This is a genomic window from Winogradskyella psychrotolerans (assembly GCF_018860545.1).
Lineage (GTDB): Bacteria > Bacteroidota > Bacteroidia > Flavobacteriales > Flavobacteriaceae > Winogradskyella > Winogradskyella psychrotolerans_A.
In genome coordinates, this window is record NZ_JAHKPN010000045.1 from 1 (window position 1) to 18,696 (window position 18,696).

General features: G+C 34.4%; 18 protein-coding genes. 9 read left to right on the forward strand and 9 right to left on the reverse strand.

The genetic code is table 11. From position 1 onward, the window contains the following. Positions 1-22: 22 nt before the first annotated feature. The 3 genes from KO515_RS15245 to KO515_RS15255 form a co-directional block, all read right to left on the reverse strand. Complete coding sequence (locus KO515_RS15245) at positions 23-640, reverse strand: hypothetical protein (protein ID WP_215937203.1); 618 nt, start codon at positions 638-640, stop codon at positions 23-25. An 84-nt stretch (positions 641-724) separates the two neighbouring features. Then, positions 725-2,878: a M3 family metallopeptidase gene (locus KO515_RS15250; RefSeq protein ID WP_215937204.1), complete on the reverse strand. Its 2,154-nt coding sequence runs from the start codon at positions 2,876-2,878 to the stop codon at positions 725-727. Between the two features lie 250 nt (positions 2,879-3,128). After that, on the reverse strand, positions 3,129-3,842 hold the full coding sequence (locus tag KO515_RS15255) for a peptidylprolyl isomerase (RefSeq protein ID WP_215937205.1): 714 nt from the start codon (positions 3,840-3,842) through the stop codon (positions 3,129-3,131). 2 nt (positions 3,843-3,844) lie between these two features. On the opposite strand from KO515_RS15255, the gene KO515_RS15260 reads away from it, so the two are divergent. Beyond that, positions 3,845-4,489 (forward strand): NUDIX hydrolase, encoded by a 645-nt coding sequence (locus KO515_RS15260; protein WP_215937206.1) that lies wholly within the window; start codon positions 3,845-3,847, stop codon positions 4,487-4,489. A 49-nt stretch (positions 4,490-4,538) separates the two neighbouring features. Continuing rightward, on the forward strand, positions 4,539-5,339 hold the full coding sequence (locus KO515_RS15265) for a lysophospholipid acyltransferase family protein (protein ID WP_215937207.1): 801 nt from the start codon (positions 4,539-4,541) through the stop codon (positions 5,337-5,339). A 57-nt stretch (positions 5,340-5,396) separates the two neighbouring features. Here the strand turns inward: KO515_RS15265 and KO515_RS15270 are convergent, their stop codons facing one another. Both KO515_RS15270 and KO515_RS15275 read right to left on the reverse strand, forming a co-directional pair. Then, positions 5,397-6,029 (reverse strand): hypothetical protein, encoded by a 633-nt coding sequence (locus KO515_RS15270; RefSeq protein ID WP_215937208.1) that lies wholly within the window; start codon positions 6,027-6,029, stop codon positions 5,397-5,399. Positions 6,030-6,033: 4 nt separating this feature from the next. Continuing rightward, on the reverse strand, positions 6,034-6,528 hold the full coding sequence (locus tag KO515_RS15275; RefSeq protein ID WP_215937209.1) for an RNA polymerase sigma factor: 495 nt from the start codon (positions 6,526-6,528) through the stop codon (positions 6,034-6,036). A gap of 138 nt (positions 6,529-6,666) precedes the next feature. Here KO515_RS15275 and KO515_RS15280 point away from each other — a divergent pair, with 138 nt between their 5' ends. Then, positions 6,667-7,938 (forward strand): NAD(P)/FAD-dependent oxidoreductase, encoded by a 1,272-nt coding sequence (locus tag KO515_RS15280; RefSeq protein ID WP_215937210.1) that lies wholly within the window; start codon positions 6,667-6,669, stop codon positions 7,936-7,938. A gap of 3 nt (positions 7,939-7,941) precedes the next feature. Here the strand turns inward: KO515_RS15280 and KO515_RS15285 are convergent, their stop codons facing one another. After that, complete coding sequence (locus tag KO515_RS15285) at positions 7,942-8,619, reverse strand: lysoplasmalogenase (RefSeq protein WP_215937211.1); 678 nt, start codon at positions 8,617-8,619, stop codon at positions 7,942-7,944. A 199-nt stretch (positions 8,620-8,818) separates the two neighbouring features. Between KO515_RS15285 and KO515_RS15290 the strand changes: the two genes are divergently transcribed. Together KO515_RS15290 and KO515_RS15295 are read left to right on the forward strand one after the other, a co-directional pair. After that, complete coding sequence (locus tag KO515_RS15290) at positions 8,819-10,975, forward strand: TonB-dependent receptor (RefSeq protein ID WP_436800012.1); 2,157 nt, start codon at positions 8,819-8,821, stop codon at positions 10,973-10,975. A gap of 91 nt (positions 10,976-11,066) precedes the next feature. After that, complete coding sequence (locus tag KO515_RS15295) at positions 11,067-11,798, forward strand: energy transducer TonB (protein WP_215937212.1); 732 nt, start codon at positions 11,067-11,069, stop codon at positions 11,796-11,798. Between the two features lie 154 nt (positions 11,799-11,952). Here the strand turns inward: KO515_RS15295 and KO515_RS15300 are convergent, their stop codons facing one another. After that, the gene (locus KO515_RS15300; RefSeq protein WP_215937213.1) at positions 11,953-12,477 is read right to left on the reverse strand and encodes a GNAT family N-acetyltransferase; all 525 of its coding nucleotides are present in this window, start codon (positions 12,475-12,477) and stop codon (positions 11,953-11,955) included. Positions 12,478-12,621: 144 nt separating this feature from the next. Between KO515_RS15300 and KO515_RS15305 the strand changes: the two genes are divergently transcribed. Next, positions 12,622-13,626 (forward strand): sugar kinase, encoded by a 1,005-nt coding sequence (locus KO515_RS15305; RefSeq protein ID WP_215937214.1) that lies wholly within the window; start codon positions 12,622-12,624, stop codon positions 13,624-13,626. An 86-nt stretch (positions 13,627-13,712) separates the two neighbouring features. On the opposite strand, the gene KO515_RS15310 is transcribed toward KO515_RS15305, so the two are convergent. Then, the gene (locus KO515_RS15310) at positions 13,713-14,228 is read right to left on the reverse strand and encodes a GNAT family N-acetyltransferase (protein WP_252723889.1); all 516 of its coding nucleotides are present in this window, start codon (positions 14,226-14,228) and stop codon (positions 13,713-13,715) included. Positions 14,229-14,483: 255 nt separating this feature from the next. Between KO515_RS15310 and KO515_RS15315 the strand changes: the two genes are divergently transcribed. The 3 genes from KO515_RS15315 to KO515_RS15325 all read left to right on the forward strand — a co-directional run bounded on the left by KO515_RS15315 (position 14,484) and on the right by KO515_RS15325 (position 15,927). Further along, positions 14,484-14,639, forward strand: a complete 156-nt coding sequence (locus KO515_RS15315; protein ID WP_178984245.1) for a YqaE/Pmp3 family membrane protein — start codon at positions 14,484-14,486, stop codon at positions 14,637-14,639. A gap of 14 nt (positions 14,640-14,653) precedes the next feature. After that, entirely contained in the window at positions 14,654-15,295 is a 642-nt protein-coding gene (locus KO515_RS15320) for an SDR family oxidoreductase (protein WP_215937215.1), read from the forward strand. Positions 15,296-15,366: 71 nt separating this feature from the next. Then, positions 15,367-15,927: a type 1 glutamine amidotransferase domain-containing protein gene (locus tag KO515_RS15325; RefSeq protein WP_215937216.1), complete on the forward strand. Its 561-nt coding sequence runs from the start codon at positions 15,367-15,369 to the stop codon at positions 15,925-15,927. Between the two features lie 122 nt (positions 15,928-16,049). Here the strand turns inward: KO515_RS15325 and KO515_RS15330 are convergent, their stop codons facing one another. Then, complete coding sequence (locus tag KO515_RS15330) at positions 16,050-18,584, reverse strand: DUF559 domain-containing protein (RefSeq protein WP_215937217.1); 2,535 nt, start codon at positions 18,582-18,584, stop codon at positions 16,050-16,052. Positions 18,585-18,696 lie beyond the last annotated feature (112 nt).

Sequence of the window (18,696 nt, forward strand, 5' to 3'; positions counted from 1 at the left end):
TCAGTTCTTTGTTGGCAAATCGTTATTTTATTTTCCATTTAACTCCACTCCAAATAATTCCTAATGAAACTAAAATTAACGCAAAATTCCCAAAATTAAATTTCTCATCCGTAAACGATTGGTAAATTGTTCCAATCACAAATAAAATCGATATAATTAAAGCAAAGAAATAACCCTGTTTAGATTCGAAAAACGACTTTTTTCTTTCTATTTGTCCGTTATTATATTTCAAGAGTTTTGAGTCAATATCATGGCATAAATTCACAAATTTTTCGGAATTACAGAAATTATCATTTGAGCTTATTCGGACTGTTTTTCCGTTTTTGAGCTTAAATTTTATTCCAGCTCCTTTCATCCAATGAATTTTATAATATTCTAAATTTTTAAAAGCAACATTTTTATTATTCCATTCCAACTGATTTGTTGTTAATTCAAAATCTGAAACTTTTACTATAAACTTCTTTTTTAATATATAGAAATAAATTCCAGCGAGAACAAAAGCTAAAATTCCTTTTAATAGCCCAAAACTCATAATTCTATTCAACACGAATATTATTCCAGAAAAGACAGCTACTGTTGAACCAGGTAAGAATAGTAATTCAAATTGGTTTGTATATTCAACATTTTCGTATTTCCGCATTGTTTTGTGTAATGTTTGCCAACTCGTTATATCAGTATATGAAGTTCTCTTATCTATTGTCTAAAACGGGATAAGAGAACGTTTTTAATTTTTTAATTCTTCTGGTACAGGAAACCCACGGTCGCGCATTAAAGCTTCAATCTGAGCATCACGACCTCTAAATTTACGATAGGCTTCAGCAGGATCCATAGCATTACGTGGTGCAAATAAATATTTTACTAATTTTTCTGCAACAGCTTTATCATAAAAACCACCTTCGGCTTCTCTGAAAGCTTCGGAAGCATCACTGGTTAGCACGTCTGCCCACATATACCCATAATAAGCTGTGGCATAGCCTTCACCAGAAAATACATGTCCAAAATGTGGTGTTCTATGACGCATTGGTAACTCTTTTGGCATGCCTAAGTCATTCAAAGTTTCACGCTCAAATGTATCAATGTCAATATCACTTGGATCGGCTAAATGTAATTTCATATCAATTAAAGCAGAAGCTAAATATTCTGTAGTGCCAAAACCTTGATTAAACGTAGAGGCTTTTTTTATCTTTTCTACTAAAGAGGCAGGTATAGGTTCTCCTGTTTTATAATGAACTAAAAATTGATTAATGACTTTATCTGTAGATAACCAACGTTCTAATAGCTGTGACTGAAATTCAGTGTAGTCTCTAACACCTCCGTTTAAGGTCGGGTATTTTACATCAGCAGAAAAGAAGTGAAGTGCATGCCCAAACTCATGAAAAAACGTTGTGGCATCATCCCAGGAGACTAAAACCGCTTCTCCCGGCGCTGGTTTTACAAAGTTAGAATTATTAGAGGCGAGTACATTTTTTTCACCTTCAAAAGAATCAGAACTTCTATAGGTTGTGGCCCAAGCACCAGATCGTTTGCCTTGGCGTGCAAAGGGGTCTAAATACCATAAGCCAATATGTTTTCCGGAATCTTTATCGGTAACTTCCCATACCTTTACATCCTCATGAAACACGGGAACTGAACCTTCTGCTACTGGTGTAAATTTATAATTAAACAATTCACCAGCCGTAAAGAACATCGCTTCTGTTAATTTATTTAATTGAAGATATTGTTTGACTTCTTCGCTATCTAAATCGTATTTCTTTTTTCGTACTTTTTCTGCGTAATAGCGATAATCCCAAGGTTCAATGGTAATAGGATCACCAAGTTCATCAGCAACCGCTTGCATGTCGGCTACTTCTTCTTTTACTCTTGCTGTTGCAGCTGGCCAAACTGCCATCATTAAATCCATAGCGTTTTCTGGTGTTTTAGCCATACGATCTTGTAATCTCCATTCGGCATAATTCTCATAACCCATTAACCCAACGCGTTCTTTTCGCAATTTTAAAATTTCTGCGATGATAGTGTTGTTGTCAAATTCATCTCCGTTATCCCCTCTAGAGTAGTAGTTTTCCCAAACTTGCTTGCGTAATTCGCGTTCTGTAGAGTAGGTAAGAAAAGGATCCATTGATGAGCGTGTGTTGGTAATGGCATAGGTGCCATCTTCACCTTTGTCTGCTGCTATTTTTGCTGCCGATTTTATAAAACCTTCAGCCAGTCCACCTAATTGATCTTCGTTTAAATAGGTGATATAGTTTTCTTCGTCGTGTAATATATTATTGGCAAAATCGGTATAAAGTGTAGATAGTTCTTTGTTGATTTCGGCATAACGTTTTTTCTTTTCGGCATCGAGATTGGCACCATTCATTTCAAACTGCTTGTAGGTTAAATCTACTACACGTTGCGCTTGCGGTTCTAAAGGTGTTTTTTGAGTGGCTTCATATACGGTTTTTATTCGCTGGAATAATTTTTCGTTTTGTGAAATTTGTGATCTGAAGTCAGAAAGTTTAGGAGCCAATTCTGCTTGTACAGCTCTAAATTCTGGTGTAGACACATTGCTTCCCATAATTCCGTAATACGTAAACACACGATTAAGGGCTTTACCTGACCGTTCCATGGCAACAATAGTGTTTTCAAAAGTTGCTGGTGCTGTGTTGTTAGCAATATCTTCGATTTCTGCAAGATTGAGCTTCATGGCTTCTTCTACAGCAGGTTTTATGGCGTCAACAGAAAGTTTATCAAAAGCAGGAACTCCATCATAAGGACCTGTCCATTCTTGTATTAATACATTATCACTCATGGTTTTTTCGGGAATTTTGGTGTCTTCTTTACAGCTTGAAAAAAGAACGATACTACAAATTAATGTCGCTTTAAGAGATTTAGAAATCATGATTATTATTTTTTAGTCTTAGAAAATTGCTAAGGATTTTATCAAGGAAACAAGATACTGAAAATAGAAATGAAGGAGCTTAATTTTTTTATAATTCTTAAAGGACGTTATAAAATGATGTGAAAACAATTCAAAATGAAAGAAAGATAATCATGACTTATGTCTTGGGTAGCCACACGTTTCCGTTTTCTTAAAACCTATGAAGCTTTGAAACTATGCAACTATGCAACTTTGAAACTTCGCAACTTCATTACTCAATCAATTCCACCTTTCTAATATACACGTTCTGTAAAGGCCAATCACCTTCATCTGTTTTAACAGCATTAATGTCGTCAACAACGTCCATACCAGAGGTCACTTCTCCAAAAACGGTATAATCATCATCTAAATAATCCGCACCTCCATGGCGCTGAATGATAAAAAACTGAAAGGGAGAGGCTAATTTATAGGCGTTATCCATTTCACTACTTGGCATAGATACCGCTCCGCGCTTGTGAGTGTAGCCACGTTTTGTGTCTGGTGGTAGCAAGTATTTTCCTATTTTTTGTCGTCTTTTGGCTAAATTATAATCGTCACTGCTGCCTCCTTGTATCACAAAGTCTTTGACCACACGGTAAAATTGTGTACCCTCAAAATAGTTACGCTTAGTCAAGTAAACAAAATTTGCTCTGTGGAATTTAGTTTTGTCATACAGCTCTATTTCTATAATCCCGAAGTCGGTTGTAATTCGGACTTTATGTTCTGGGTTTTCTTTTTCATAATCTAAAAAGAAGTCCATGGCATTGGCATCTGTAAGTTTAGGATAGACTCTAGCGTCTTTCTTTTTAGGTTCCACTGTCGTTTCAGGTACAATAGAATCTTTTACAATTGTAGTATTCGTTTTTTTTGAAGTTTGTTTATCTTCACAACTCATTAATAATAATCCAATGCCGAAAACTAACGGAACCCCTAATAGAAATCTCATAAATGCTATTTAATACGTTTTTAGAATCTGTAGTAAAAATAAAACATCTAGAGCTTTCTGGCGAAGACTCTCATGCAAAAATGTCTCCTCCGTATCGATTGGAGTTAGCTGAAAAAATGAAAGCGAAATCTAAAAACGCCAGAAAAGCAGGTGTTATGGCGCTGTTTTACCCTAAAACGAATGACGAAACCTATTTGGTTCTTATTCTTCGTAAAACTTATAAGGGAGTGCATTCAGCACAGGTTGGTTTTCCAGGAGGTAAATATGAGGATGCTGATGGTAATGATCTCATGCTTACGGCTATAAGGGAAACTGAAGAAGAAGTAGGAGTATCCAGACAACATATTGAGGTTCTAAAGCAAATGTCACCTCTTTACATTCCGCCAAGTAATTTTATGGTATATCCTTACATCGGAATTTCAAAAGAGTATTTAATTTTTACAAAACAAGATGAGGAAGTCGAAGCCATCATAGAAGTAAAGCTCAGTGATTTTTTAAATGACTCTAGTGTGTTAACCACAAGAGTACCAACTTCTTTTGGTGTGGAAGTTGATGTTCCAGCTTTTGAATTTAACGGTCATATTGTTTGGGGCGCGACCGCAATGATGCTCGGTGAAATAAAAGACTTGTTAAAACAAGTTTTATAATTTAACTTAATGGTTACATTTGTAATTGACAAAATTTGAAAAATTAACTATGGGATTATTTAAAAGAAATCCTTTTGGACATATACTTTGGGTAAAAAAATGGCTGATAAGACTTTTGGGTGTTTTTACACATCGACGTTTTAGAGGCTTTAACGATTTACAGATTGAAGGTTCCGAAATTATTAAGAATCTTCCTGATACCAACGTGTTGTTTATCTCTAATCATCAAACATATTTTGCTGATGTTATCGCGATGTTCCACGTGTTTAATGCGAGTTTAAGCGGACGTTTAGATAGTATTAAAAACGTAGGCTATTTATGGAATCCTAAGATGAACATGTACTATGTTGCCGCAAAGGAAACTATGAAAGCGGGTTTACTTCCTAAGATATTTGCTTACACAGGTTCTATTAGTATTGAACGGACTTGGAGATCACAAGGTAAAGATGTGAATCGTCAGGTGAAGATGAGTGATATTACCATGATAAAAACGGCTTTGGATGATGGTTGGGTAGTTACATTTCCACAAGGCACAACTACTCCTTTTAAACCTATTAGAAAAGGTACCGCTCATATTATAAAGAAATATAAACCTATTGTTGTACCAATTGTCATTGATGGGTTTAGACGTTCGTTTGATAAGAAGGGCCTTCGTATTAAAAAGAAAAATATATTTCAGTCTTTTGAAATTAAAGAACCTTTAGATATCGATTATGACAATGAATCAATTGATAGTATTGTTGAAAAAATTGAGTATGCTATTGAACAACATCCATCATTCTTAAAAGTCATTCCGCAAGACGTATTAGAAGAAAATGAACGGTTGAATAGAGAATTACGCGAGATGTAAATATAACGATGATAATACCAATGTAGGTAGCGTTACCGTAATGTTACGATTGGGTTTTTAGACTTCCAGCTTTTTTAATTCACTATAATTTCTGTTTAATCGCTTTAAGAGTATACCGTAAAGAAGTTTGTAAAATAACCAAAATACAACTAATAATACGCCAATTAGTAATACTACAAATCCAAATAACAAGAGCATTTGTTTAGAGTTAAAGGCTTCCACTTGATTATGAAATGCAATGTTTTGATTAAACTCAAAATAAAGTGATAAAGGAATGGTAATAAATATCATGATTAAATTATAAAGTACATAGTATTTAATTACTTTACGTGTATTTAAGATGCTTTCCATTAATTTCTTGGCATTGTCAGTCGAAGAAATTGATTTTTGAGATTTAAATAAAAGATACACAAATACAAAAATAACAAGAAAACTCAATATTGATATACTCATGTATATAGGGTTCTCGTAACTTTTACTGATACTTTCCTTATAATTTGAAGATAAAAAATAAGGTAAAATATTGATAAGTATCCAAAAGCCTAATTCGGCAAGACTGATATAAAATAGAGTCTTTACAATTGAAAACGATTTTTTATGTAACATGGGATAAAGGTCAGAATCTGCGTAATTTTTATAAGCAGCTGTATCTTTATTCCAATCTTTCTTTAATAATTCTAATTCATCCATAATCTTACGGATTTAATATTGTTTTTAATTTCTTTTTAACACGATTCATTTTCACTCGTGCATTCACTTCTGTTATACCTAGAGTCGCGCTTATTTCCCTGTAATCTTTGTCTTCTAAATACAAGAAAACTAGCGCTTTTTCAATATCATTCAGTTGATGTACTGCTTGGTATAATAATTTTAACTGTTGCTCTTCCGTATCGTCATATTCTTCGGCCTTAATTTTAAATTCAACAGCGTCAAACTCTTGTGTATTTATTCGTCTTTTCGATTTTCTGTATAACGTAATTGCAGTATTTAAACCTACTCTGTACATCCAAGTGCTAAATTTAGCATCACCTCTAAATTTTGGAAAAGCTCTCCATAATTGTATAGTGATTTCTTGAAACAGATCGTTATGAGCATCAGCATTGTTGGTGTATAAACGACACACCTTGTGCACAATGTTTTGATGCTTTTGCAACTGTTCTACGAAACTATGTTCTAGTTCTTTGTTCAATTGATGAGATTGGTTGGTTATCTAATTAGTAGTATGGATTACGCTTTTGTTACAAATTTATTCAACTATTGTTTTAAAAGACATTTTTAACTGTGGTATTTTGTACTTTTACAGATACAAATTTCAATATACTTTTTAATGAATATTCCTCAGTCTAACCTACCAAGAATCGTCATTATAGGTGGTGGTTTTGCTGGTGTAAATTTAGTAAAATCGCTAGCTAATAAAAATGTTCAGGTGGTCTTAATAGATAAACGAAATTACCATACGTTTCAACCTTTATTGTATCAAGTATCTAGTTCTGGATTGGAACCCGATTCAATAGCGTATCCACTTCGGAAGATTATTAAAAAGCATAAAACGACTTTTTTTCGCTTTGCACAAGTTGAGCAAATTTTACCAGAAAGCAATACGATTATGACGTCTATTGGTGATTTAACTTTTGATTATCTAGTTATTGCCACTGGTACTAGAACCAATTATTTTGGTAATGATGCTATTAAAGCTAACAGTATGCCAATGAAAACAGTGCCTCAAGCATTGGATATACGAAGTCTTATTTTACAGAATTTTGAAAAAGCTGCTATTGCGAGTTCAGATGAAGAGCGTGAAGCATACCTTAATTTTGTTATCGTAGGAGCTGGACCTACCGGAGTTGAGCTCGCTGGAGCCATCGCGGAACTTAAGAATAATATTCTTCCAAGAGATTATAATGATCTCAATCCTGAAGATATGCACATTCATTTACTAGAAGGTGCAGATCGCGTATTACCACCAATGAGTGAACACGCTTCTAAAAAAGCAGTTAAATTTTTGGACAAATTAGGGGTGATTGTGCACTGCGGTACCTTTGTAAAACATTACGATGGCAAAACAGTGACCACAAATTCTGAATTAAAAATGATTTCCGAAACCTTAATTTGGGCAGCAGGAGTAACCGGAGCTCCAATACAAGGTTTAAAAGCAGAAGCCATAATAGAACGAGCGAATCGTTATAAAGTGAATCAATTCAATCAAATTGAAGGGTATCCTAATATTTTCGCAGTTGGTGATATTGCCTTAATGGCTACGGAAGCGTATCCAAAAGGGCATCCTCAAGTGGCACAGCCTGCTATTCAACAAGGACATTTATTAGGAAAGAATTTATTGCGATTAATAATAAATAAACCCTTGAAGCCATTTGTCTATAAGGACAAAGGATCTATGGCGACCATAGGGCGGAATAAAGCTGTAGTAGATCTAAAACACTACAAATTTGGTGGCTTTTTTGCTTGGTTTATATGGATGTTTGTGCACCTAATGTCATTGGTGGGTTTTAGAAACCGCGTGATTGTATTATTTAACTGGACGTACAATTACATCAATTTTGATAAAGCAGCACGACTTATAATTAGGCCGTTTAAGAAATAGGAATTAGTAGTCTTCTTTCAATTTTAAAATCCCAATTACAATTAAGTATTGGGCTAAAGCATAGCTCAACATAATAGTAATATTGGAATAGGCGAGTGGCTCATAAAACTTATTAAGCGCCAAGATACTATCTGAAATTAGAAAAAACAGCGCACCTAAAAACACGAGTCCGTAACTAAGGATATTCACGTTGTCTTTTCTTAGGTAGGCTGTAGTTGCCATGGTTAAAATGACCACCATGTAAATGATCACCGGAACTAACATATCGCCTAAATTACCATTTAGAAAATAGAATAGACTCGCCGCGTAAACTAGCAATACGATTATAAACCCAAGAGGTGATTTTAGTTGGTTTCTATGTTGTAAGAACACCATGATATACATAATGTGGGCTATTAAAAAAGCAATTAAGCCTAGTGTAAAAAAGTGAGGCGATTGTTCAGTAAACATTAGTAGAATATCTCCAAGTATTGAAAAAAACAAACCTAATAGTGTAAAGTTTTTTAATGCTTTGGGAAGTGATTGAGCCGTTTTAAAAAACAAAAAAATCAAACTGATTACTATGGCGGGTTTGGCTATATAATGCACGGTTTCTAAAGATGCTATACTTCCCGTTAAAAGTTCGATGAGTACAATAATAAAAAAGAGAATGCTGAATTTCTTTTCGGTGTCAGTTAGCATTTTTTCTGGTTTTTATGATGTGGGATTATGGGTTGAGTCAAATATATTCAATTCGTCATACAATTTATACAGTTCGGTAAAATAGAATTCATGTAGACTGAGAAATGCTTCAAATTTGTTTCATCAAAAAAATGAATCTTTAATCATCAATCAAATCATGACATTACAAATTCACAATCCGAACAAGAACACTATAATTATGGTTCGTAAAAACTTAATGGTATTTATAGCCTTGTGCTTTACGTCACTTGCTTTCACACAATCTACTATTTCAGGAAATGTGGTAGACCACAAGACTATTCCTATTTATGGTGCAAATGTATATTTAGAAGGGACTTATGACGGAGCAACATCAGATGAGAATGGTAAATTCTCATTTTCTACAGAAGAAAAAGGAGTGCAAACTTTAATTATTTCCTTTTTGTCTTTTGAAACTAAAACAATTATAGAAGACGTTTCTAAACTGCATAATCTTCAAATTCATTTGCGAGAAGATGTTGAATCTTTGGATGCTGTAGTTATTAGTGCAGGGACATTTGAAGCTGGTGACAATTCTAAAGTTTCCGTTTTAAAACCTTTAGATGTCGTTACAACAGCAAGCGCCTTGGGTGATTATGTCGGTGCGCTACAAACTTTACCTGGGACTTCAAATGTTTCTGAAGTTGGACGTTTATTTGTGCGTGGCGGTAGTGCTGATGAAACGCAAATATTTATAGATGGTATTCGTGTATTTACTCCATATACACCAACTACCAATAATATTCCGACGCGTGGACGTTATTCCCCATTTTTATTTGATGGTATTACCTTTTCTACAGGTGGTTATTCTTCAGAATATGGACAAGCATTATCGAGTGTATTGCTTTTAAATACGATAGATGAACCGGTACAAGAAAAAACAGATATTGGAATTATGAGTGTTGGGGCGAGTTTAGGGAATACTCAAAAATGGGAAAAATCATCCCTAAGTTTTAGTGCGAGTTATATTAATTTGGCGCCTTATTTGGCAGTTTTTGAAGATAGAAATACGTGGAAAACACCAGTATCAGGAATTCAAGGTGAAACCGTTTATAGACAAAATTTAAATAATGGTATGTTGAAGTTTTATGCGGCGTTTGATACCACTAATTTCGAAGTAAATCAAGATGATATCAATTATGAAGACGGTATCGATTTTAAATTAAATAATAATAACTTTTACCTCAACACATCTTATAAAGGGGTTTTAGGTAATAGTTGGACTTTAGCCTCAGGAATCAGTTACACCTATGCGAAGAATAAAATAGGTGTCGAAACAAGTGATATAGAGGATACTGAAAATTCTGCTCATCTCAAGTTGAAGTTGAAAAAACGTTTCAATAGTCGATTTAAATTGAGTTTTGGTGCTGAGCAATTTGTGACTGATTTCAATGAGAATTATAATGACAATGTTATTGATGAAACTTATGGTTTTAATAATAATATTACGGCCGCATTTGCTGAAGCAGATGTTATATTTTCAAAAGAATTTGCTTTAAAACTAGGGGTAAGAGCAGATCATAGTGCTATATTTAATGCAACAGATGTTGCGCCTAGAGCCGCATTGGCCTATAAAAGCTCTAAAAATGGGCAATTCTCATTAGCGTATGGTAACTTTTTTCAAAATCCAAATAGTACGGTTTTAAAATTTGAACAAGATTTAGAAGCGCAAAAAACATCACACTATATTTTAAACTATCAATATGTAAATGATGGTAAAATTTTTAGAGCTGAGGCTTACAGAAAGGATTATGATAACTTAATTAAGTTCGATAGTGAATATGAAACCTATGATACAAATTTTAGTTCTTCAGGAGAGGGTTATGCGCAAGGTGTCGATTTGTTTTGGCGCGATAACACAAGTATAAAAAACTTGGATTATTGGGTGAGCTATTCCTATTTAGATACAGAACGCGATTTTAGAAATTACACCACAGCGGTGCAACCAAGTTATGCTACCAACCACAATCTTTCTATTGTTGGTAAGTACTGGGTAGACCGTTGGAAAAGTCAGGTTGGGATAGATTATGGGTTTTCTTCAGGACGTCCTTACAATAATCCTAATGCGACCAATTTTATGAGCGCACGTACCAAGTCGTTTCATAGTCTAAGTTTAAATTGGGCCTATTTATTAGATCAGCAAAAGATTCTATATTTTTCTGTAAACAATGTCTTGGGTATCAAAAACATAAACGGATATCAATATGCTGATACACCAAATATAAATGGGCAGTTTAGCCGAAGAGCGCTAACACCTGCGGCAGATCAATTCTTTTTTGTAGGCTTCTTTTGGACGATTAGTGAGGATGGTAGTGATAATCAATTAGATAGCTTGTAAATATTAAGCTGTTGATGTTAAGGGTAATATGATATATATCATAATTTTTATGTGTAATGATTCTTAAATTTATACTATTAAATTAAACGTCATGGAACTCAAAAAAAACCCAAAAGCCAATGTAGGTCGAAACAGCAGTTTATTCTTTGCTGTTGGCTTAAATGTAATGTTACTCCTAACGTATATAGGATTAGAACATAAGACTTACGAAAAAGAAGCTATTAAAATTGATTTGTTAATGTTAGATGATCAATATGATGAGGACATTCCAATAACAGTTATAGATGTTTTACCACCGCCACCACCTCCGCAACAACAAATGGTTACTGAAGTAATTACAATTGTTGAAGATGTTGAAGATGTTGAAGAGAGTGTAATTCAAAGTACCGAAATAGGTCAAGATGATATTATTGATGATCGTGAAGTAGGTATTGAAGATGTTGAAGTTGAAGAGGTTGAAGAAGATATTGAAGTCCCGTTTGCATTGATAGAAAAAGTGCCACAATTCCCAGGCTGTACAGGTAATAATGCAGAGTTAAGAGCTTGTTTTGAACGCAAAATACAAGAACACTTACAGAAACATTTCAGATATCCTGAGGCTGCGGCAGAACTTAATATAGATGGTAAGGTGTTTGTTTTCTTCTTAATTGATAAAACAGGTAGAGTGACTAAAGTGAAGAGTAGAGGACCAGACAAACTTCTTGAAACAGAAGCAGAGCGTATTATTAATTTATTACCAAAAATGGAACCTGGAAGACAACGTGATATGAATGTGGGTGTACCATACAGTATCCCAATTAACTTTAAATTACAAGTAAATTAATCTTATATGAATTACCCTAATAATAACTAAGACTTATAATACTAAGTTTTATAAAGATTGAAAATGTCATTGTGAAATTAGTTTGAAATACAAATAGTTAAGTTTAAAACGTATCTCTAGCTACTCATAATGGCATTTTTATGTTCATTAATGTTTAAAAAGGGTTTTTCATTTCGTACCAATTGCACAAGTCTCCTTCAAATGTAAACGTTCCAGAAGGCTGCATTCCTATTTTTTTAAGAATCCTGTTAGACGCTATATGATTACAATCCGCTGCGGCACCAATGGTTTTTAATTTTAAATCTTTGAAACCGTAGTTTAGAGAGGCTATTGCAGCTTCAGTGGCATAACCTTTTCCCCAATAGTGTTCTTTTAACCTGTAACCTAAATCATAATAATTAAATTCTTTTCTAAGGTGTTTTTCGTATTTAAGTCCGGACCATCCTATAAATTTATGCGTACGTTTTTCTATCATAGCTAATCGGCCAATACCGTGGGTTTTGTACTGCTGTAGGATATCCGCAATCATAGCTTCGGATGCTTCCTTAGTTTTTACAGGCGTGTTACCAAGAAATAGATGAACTTTTGGGTTAGAGTCTAATTCAAAGAAATCTTCAACATCTTGTGCTGTAATTGGTCTTAAGATAAGGCGCTTGGTAACAATGTTTTTGAATGTCATGTTATTAATTAAAAGGGGTTATAAAATGTTGAAATAAAATAGAGTATAAATTTATTCAAGTAAATTTAAGTCACTATCTTTTATCTTTCAAAATTCTAATTAAAATAGCTCTTTTTTTAAGGGTTAAAGGCTAAAATTTAAATTATGAATCAAATCATTACGTTCGGTGAAGTTTTAATGCGCATCTCGCCAAGAGGGAATAAAAAATTTATGCAATCTAATATTGTAGAATTCTACTTTGGCGGTACAGAGTTAAATGTGGCTATTTCAATTGCTAATTTTGGTGGTAATGTAAAACACATTAGCTTGGTTTCAGATGATTTTATTGGTGATACTGCGGTTTCATATATTCGAAAATTTGGTGTAAGTACGTCCTCAGTGGTGCGTTCTAAACGCCCTTTAGGTGTTTACTTCTTAGAGGTCGGCGCTGTAATGCGACCGAGTCAGATATCGTACAATAGATCGCATTCATCATTTTCAGAAGTTTTACCGGCAATGGTCGATTGGGAAATGGCACTGCGAAAAGGAAACTGGATGCATTGGACAGGTATAACGCCAGCATTAACACAAGGTGCTTATGATACTTTGAAGGAAGGATTAATTTTAGCAAAGGAAAAAGGGTTGACGGTTTCTGCTGATCCAACCTATCGAAGTGGTCTTTGGAAATATGGAAAAGACCCTAAGGAAACTTTAGTCGATTTGTTACATTATTCTAATATTTTTATAGGTGGTATTAATGAAATCAATGAAGTTTTAGGAACGGATTATAGTTACAGTAATGATGATTTTATTAGAGCCAGCAGGCAGCTTATAGAAACATTTCCTTCGATAAAAAAGGTATTCGATAAAATTAGAACGGCTTTAAATGCGTCATCGCACAAGATTAGAGCAAGAATGTGGAATGGTGAAGAATTTAGGGAAACTGATGATTTAGATATCACTCATATCGTAGATCGCATCGGAACAGGAGATGCTTTTGCTGCAGGTTTAATTTATGGATTACAGCACTACGATGACTATAAGGCGATGTTGTTTGCCTGTGCAGCGTGTGCCTTAAAACATACGTATGAAGGTGATGTCAATTATAGTACGGTTGATGATGTCGTTAAAATAATTGAAGGTAATATTTCTGGGCGTTTTGTGAGGTAATTGTACGTTCTGAATGGACGTGATATTGGTGGTTGTTTAACTTGAATTTATTTCAGATAACTTTTGTGCCTTATTCGTCAATGTGATTAGTATTTAAGAAACATTATATGATTAGGATTTGATCGTGTTTCTGATATTTTGAAATTATATTTTCCAACAATCTGAAATCCTATGGACGTATAAAAATTTATAGCCCTTTCATTTTCCACCCAAACCGCTAGCCAAATACCTTTCTGGTTTTGCTGTTTAGATAGGTGTAGATTAAAATCAAAGAGTTTCGATCCTAATTTTTGGCCATAGAATGCTTTTAAAAGATATATTCGGTCTAATTTAGTGACGTCTAATTCAGTGATGTCTTTGTTAGGAGTGCTTAATTCAATTTTTGAAAACCCAGCAACTTTATCATTGAAATAAATTAAATGATATTGTGTTTTTGCATCTTCAAACTCTTTAGATATAGCTTCTTTATTATAGGTTTTCGCAATAAAACTATTAATGTCTTCTGCAGATGCGCTCTTTCCGTGAGATTCTAAAAATGTTATTTTTCCAATTTCGGCAATCAATTCAGAATGCGCAATGCTTGCTTTTACTATTTTAATCATGGGTTGAACCGTTCGTGATTTTTCTCTTGCAATTTATAAAATCAATAGTTTCAAATTACTTAATAATTTCAAAATTTAATGATCAAAGGACTATTAAAGATTTTTGAGTCTATGGCAGCTCGCTTAGCCATAGGTGTAGGTTAGTTTTTACTTTTTAACATTTCATTTATTTAATATGGGCTAAGATAACGATTGAACAAGTCAATGATTTTAAGGTATGAACTCTAATTTTGTAGAGAATCAAAACACAAACATATGTCGTTACTAACTATAATCTTAAATATTGTCATGCCGCCTTTAGCAGTGTTTTTAAAACACGGATTAGGTAGCGAGTTTTTAATAAGCTTATTATTAACGCTTGTGGGTTGGTTGCCTGGAGTGATTTATGCATTCTATGTGAATAGTAAATAAAAAATAAAATATCTATGGAAAATATATTAGTAGCTGGTGCCAATGGGACCACAGGAAAACAAATTGTAAACCTTTTAAAAGCATCGCAATATTTTAACCCTATTGCTATGGTGCGAAAAGAAGACCAACAAAAGCAATTTACCGATGATGGAGTAGAAACCGTACTTGCAGATTTAACAGAAGACTTAACACATGCTGTAAAAGGTGTAGATAAAGTCATTTTTGCTGCGGGTTCTGGTGGGAAGAATGTAGTAGAAGTTGATCAAGAAGGAGCAAAACGTTTAATAGCAGTTTCTAAGATGGGGAATGTCAACAGATTTGTTATGTTGAGTTCTATGGGGGCAGATCAGCCCGAAGCTTCAGAAGAACTTCAAGAGTATCTAAAAGCTAAACAAAATGCAGATGAGCATCTTAAAAATAGCGGACTGAAATATACCATTGTTAGGCCGGGAACTTTAACTAATAATGATGGCACAGGAACAATAGCCTTAAAAGAAAAATTAAACAAACGTGGTGAGATCAGTAGAGCAGACGTGGCACAAACCCTCGTTAAATCATTAAATGATGATGCTCCGTGTAATGTTACATTCGAAATTATAGAAGGTGATATTTTAATTGGTGAAGCCATGAGTGAATTACAGACGACAGTTAGTTAGGTTTTACCTATGTGTATGGAATGACAATAGAATGAAGTAAAAATTTAACACGAATTAAAATTAAAATTAAAATGGAAAATTTAAATAAAAAAACGGTTGCGATTTTAGCAACAAACGGATTTGAAGAAAGTGAATTAAGCGAACCTAAAAAAGCATTAGAAGAGGCAGGTGCTGAGGTGCATATTGTGTCTTTAGAATCGGGTGAAATTAAAAGCTGGGCAGATGGAAATTGGAGTAACTCGTACAAAGTTGATAAAACGTTAGAAAGCGTTAGTCAGAAAGATTACAATGCTTTAGTGTTGCCTGGAGGACAAATTAATCCAGATATTCTACGTAAGAATACTTCTGCTGTATCTTTTGTGAAATCATTCTTTGAAAATCATAAGCCCGTAGCAGCGATCTGTCATGGACCATGGTTGCTAGCTGAAGCCGATGTATTAAAAGGAAGAAAAATAACATCATATAGCTCTATTAAAACAGATATGATTAATGCTGGAGCGAATTGGGTAGATGAAGAAGTGGTAGTTGATTCAGGGTTAGTGACTAGTAGATCACCAAAAGATTTACCGGCATTTAATTCAAAATTAGTTGAAGAGGTTTACGAAGGTAAGCATGAAGAGCAAATGGCATAATAGTATAAATTTTGCTTTGATTAAGAAAGAGGAAAGAGACGTTAAAAGCGTCTCTTTTTTTGATTATATTTTTTATTTAGGACTCATGTATTGAGCTACATAAACGTATATGAGTATTTATATTAAGAGATGTAATTCCAAATATTACGGTACTTACTCATCTGTCGGTAGGTGTTTAGAATCACTTGATGCTCTGGCGCAGCCAGACTAGGGTCGGTTTTTAATATGTTTTTAGCGTAATAACGCGATTGTTCAAGGATATCCTTATCTTTTACAATATCTGCAATCCTGAGGTTTAAAATGCCACTTTGTTGAGTACCCATAATATCTCCAGGTCCTCGTAGTTTTAAATCCACTTCAGCAATTTCAAAACCGTCACTGCTGCGAACCATGGTTTCTAGTCTGGTTTTACTGTCCTGGCTTAATTTGTGGCTCGTCATTAAAATGCAATAACTCTGTTCTGCACCACGACCAACTCGTCCGCGCAATTGGTGTAATTGCGATAAACCGAAGCGTTCTGCACTTTCAATAATCATAACGGAAGCATTAGGAACGTTAACCCCAACTTCAATTACGGTTGTGGCGACCATGATTTGAGTTTCGCCTTTTACAAAGCGTTCCATTTCGTAATCTTTGTCGGCAGGTTTCATTTTACCATGAACAATTGAAATCTGATAATTTGGCATTGGAAATTCGCGTGACACACTTTCATAACCATCCATTAAATCTTTATAGTCCATAGTTTCGTTTTCCTGAATTAATGGGTAAACGATATAAATTTGTCGACCTAAAGCGATTTCATCTTTCATAAATTTGAAAACTTTCAGTCGGTTATTATCATACCTATGAACTGTTTTTATAGGTTTTCGTCCTGCTGGTAATTCATCAATTACAGAGATGTCCAAGTCACCATAAACAGACATGGCCAAGGTCCTCGGAATTGGAGTAGCAGTCATGACCAAGATATGTGGAGGGAGAGCCCCTCTAATCTCCCCAGAGGGGAGACTTTTTAGCTGCTTTTCGATATGGCTTAATACATTATTAATATCGCCTATGACTTGCTCATTTGAGAATCTAATAACGGTAAAGCCTAAATCTTTTAAAATAAGTGATCTTATTTCATCAATTTCTTTTTGCTGAATACTGTTATGGTAGCCTCCATCCACTTCGATTACTAAGTTCTTTTCGAGATTAACAAAATCTACGATTAACTCATCAATAATATGTTGTCTTCTAAATTTGTAATCTAGTTTTTTTGCTCTCAAACATTCCCATAAAATTCGTTCAGCTTCTGTACTGTTCCTTTTGTTTTCTTGCTGAAATTCTTTCATCAAATTATAGCTTGATGGACGAGCAGTCTTATATTTTCTTAGTACGGTTTTAGCTTCCTCCCTTTGGGAGGATTGAGGTGGGCCTTTTTTCCACAATTTTGATCTTTGCTTCACTCCAAAACGATGTTGTTCGTCTATAATAGCGAGACCTAAATTTTTGAATTTAACCTTGTCTTCAAGTAGGGCATGAGTGCCAATTAAGATTTGTAAATTGCCATTTTCAAGATTTTCATGAATAACTTTTCGATCTGAAGCTTTGGTTGAGCCTTGTAATAGTGAAATACTGATCCCTAAGGGTTTGCATAGTTCGCTTAACCCTTGGTAGTGCTGGGCTGACAAAATAGCAGTAGGTGCAATTAGGCAGCATTGAAAACCGTTGTCGAGCCCCATGAGCATTGACATAAACGCAACTATAGTCTTTCCTGAGCCTACATCTCCTTGCAAAAGGCGATTCATCTGGGCATTACTGCCTAGATCGTGTCTAATTTCTTTTAAAACGCGCTTCTGCGCATTGGTTAATTCAAAAGGTAAATGCTCTTTGTAAAAGGTATTAAAATAGTCACCTACTTTATCAAAAGTAAAGCCTTTTATTTTTGATTTATGGATGAGATTTTTAATAATTAACTGCAGCTGAATGTAAAATAATTCTTCAAATTTTAATCGAAATTGAGCTCTTGCTAACAACTCTGGAGTCTTCGGAAAATGAATATTAAAAAGCGCATCAGATTTGGAAATTAATTTTAATTCAGCCATAACTGAATCGGGTAACGTTTCTATAAATCGGCCTTTGCTGTCCAAAAACAATTGCTGCATTATATTGGTGGTGACTTTATTTGTAATCCCTCTGTTGGCTAGTTTTTCAGTTGAAGGATATATGGCTTGCATGGCGGATCGCAAATTGCTTTCGTGTTCTGATTGTAACTCAATTTCTGGATGTGGCATGTTGAATTTGCCTCCAAACCAATTCGTCTTTCCGAAAATCACATAGGTTTTTCCCGTTTTTAAGCTGTCTCGTATCCATTTTTGACCTCTAAACCATACAAGTTCCATCATGCCTGTATCGTCTCTAAAATCTGCTACTAAACGCTTTCCTCGTTTTTGAGCAACCTCTCTAAAGCTTGTAATCTTTCCAATGATCTGAACTTCTGCATTGTTGCGTTGTAATTGATTGATTTTATAATATTTCGTGCGATCAATATAACGATTAGGAAATAAGTTGATGAGGTCTTGATATGTGTGAATACCTAACTCTGAGCGCAGTAAGTCCGCTCGGTTTGGTCCAACACCTTTGAGGTAATCAATTGGAGTTTGTAAATTCACACTCATAGTTGCGAATTTACCAAATTCCTACGAACACCGTTCCGAAAATTTTAGGAATCATCAGATGAAGAACATTACTTTAGGTTACTCGGTAAATCTTAGGTTTGTTATTCCTGCG

Coding starts and splice junctions, on each gene's coding strand:
- KO515_RS15245 (WP_215937203.1), bottom strand. CDS start 640: ATGCGGAAATACGAAAATGTTGAATATACAAACCAATTTGAATTACTA.
- KO515_RS15250 (WP_215937204.1), bottom strand. CDS start 2,878: ATGATTTCTAAATCTCTTAAAGCGACATTAATTTGTAGTATCGTTCTT.
- KO515_RS15255 (WP_215937205.1), bottom strand. CDS start 3,842: ATGAGATTTCTATTAGGGGTTCCGTTAGTTTTCGGCATTGGATTATTA.
- KO515_RS15260 (WP_215937206.1), top strand. CDS start 3,845: ATGCTATTTAATACGTTTTTAGAATCTGTAGTAAAAATAAAACATCTA.
- KO515_RS15265 (WP_215937207.1), top strand. CDS start 4,539: ATGGGATTATTTAAAAGAAATCCTTTTGGACATATACTTTGGGTAAAA.
- KO515_RS15270 (WP_215937208.1), bottom strand. CDS start 6,029: ATGGATGAATTAGAATTATTAAAGAAAGATTGGAATAAAGATACAGCT.
- KO515_RS15280 (WP_215937210.1), top strand. CDS start 6,667: ATGAATATTCCTCAGTCTAACCTACCAAGAATCGTCATTATAGGTGGT.
- KO515_RS15285 (WP_215937211.1), bottom strand. CDS start 8,619: ATGCTAACTGACACCGAAAAGAAATTCAGCATTCTCTTTTTTATTATT.
- KO515_RS15290 (WP_436800012.1), top strand. CDS start 8,819: ATGGTTCGTAAAAACTTAATGGTATTTATAGCCTTGTGCTTTACGTCA.
- KO515_RS15295 (WP_215937212.1), top strand. CDS start 11,067: ATGGAACTCAAAAAAAACCCAAAAGCCAATGTAGGTCGAAACAGCAGT.
- KO515_RS15300 (WP_215937213.1), bottom strand. CDS start 12,477: ATGACATTCAAAAACATTGTTACCAAGCGCCTTATCTTAAGACCAATT.
- KO515_RS15305 (WP_215937214.1), top strand. CDS start 12,622: ATGAATCAAATCATTACGTTCGGTGAAGTTTTAATGCGCATCTCGCCA.
- KO515_RS15310 (WP_252723889.1), bottom strand. CDS start 14,228: ATGATTAAAATAGTAAAAGCAAGCATTGCGCATTCTGAATTGATTGCC.
- KO515_RS15315 (WP_178984245.1), top strand. CDS start 14,484: ATGTCGTTACTAACTATAATCTTAAATATTGTCATGCCGCCTTTAGCA.
- KO515_RS15320 (WP_215937215.1), top strand. CDS start 14,654: ATGGAAAATATATTAGTAGCTGGTGCCAATGGGACCACAGGAAAACAA.
- KO515_RS15325 (WP_215937216.1), top strand. CDS start 15,367: ATGGAAAATTTAAATAAAAAAACGGTTGCGATTTTAGCAACAAACGGA.
- KO515_RS15330 (WP_215937217.1), bottom strand. CDS start 18,584: ATGAGTGTGAATTTACAAACTCCAATTGATTACCTCAAAGGTGTTGGA.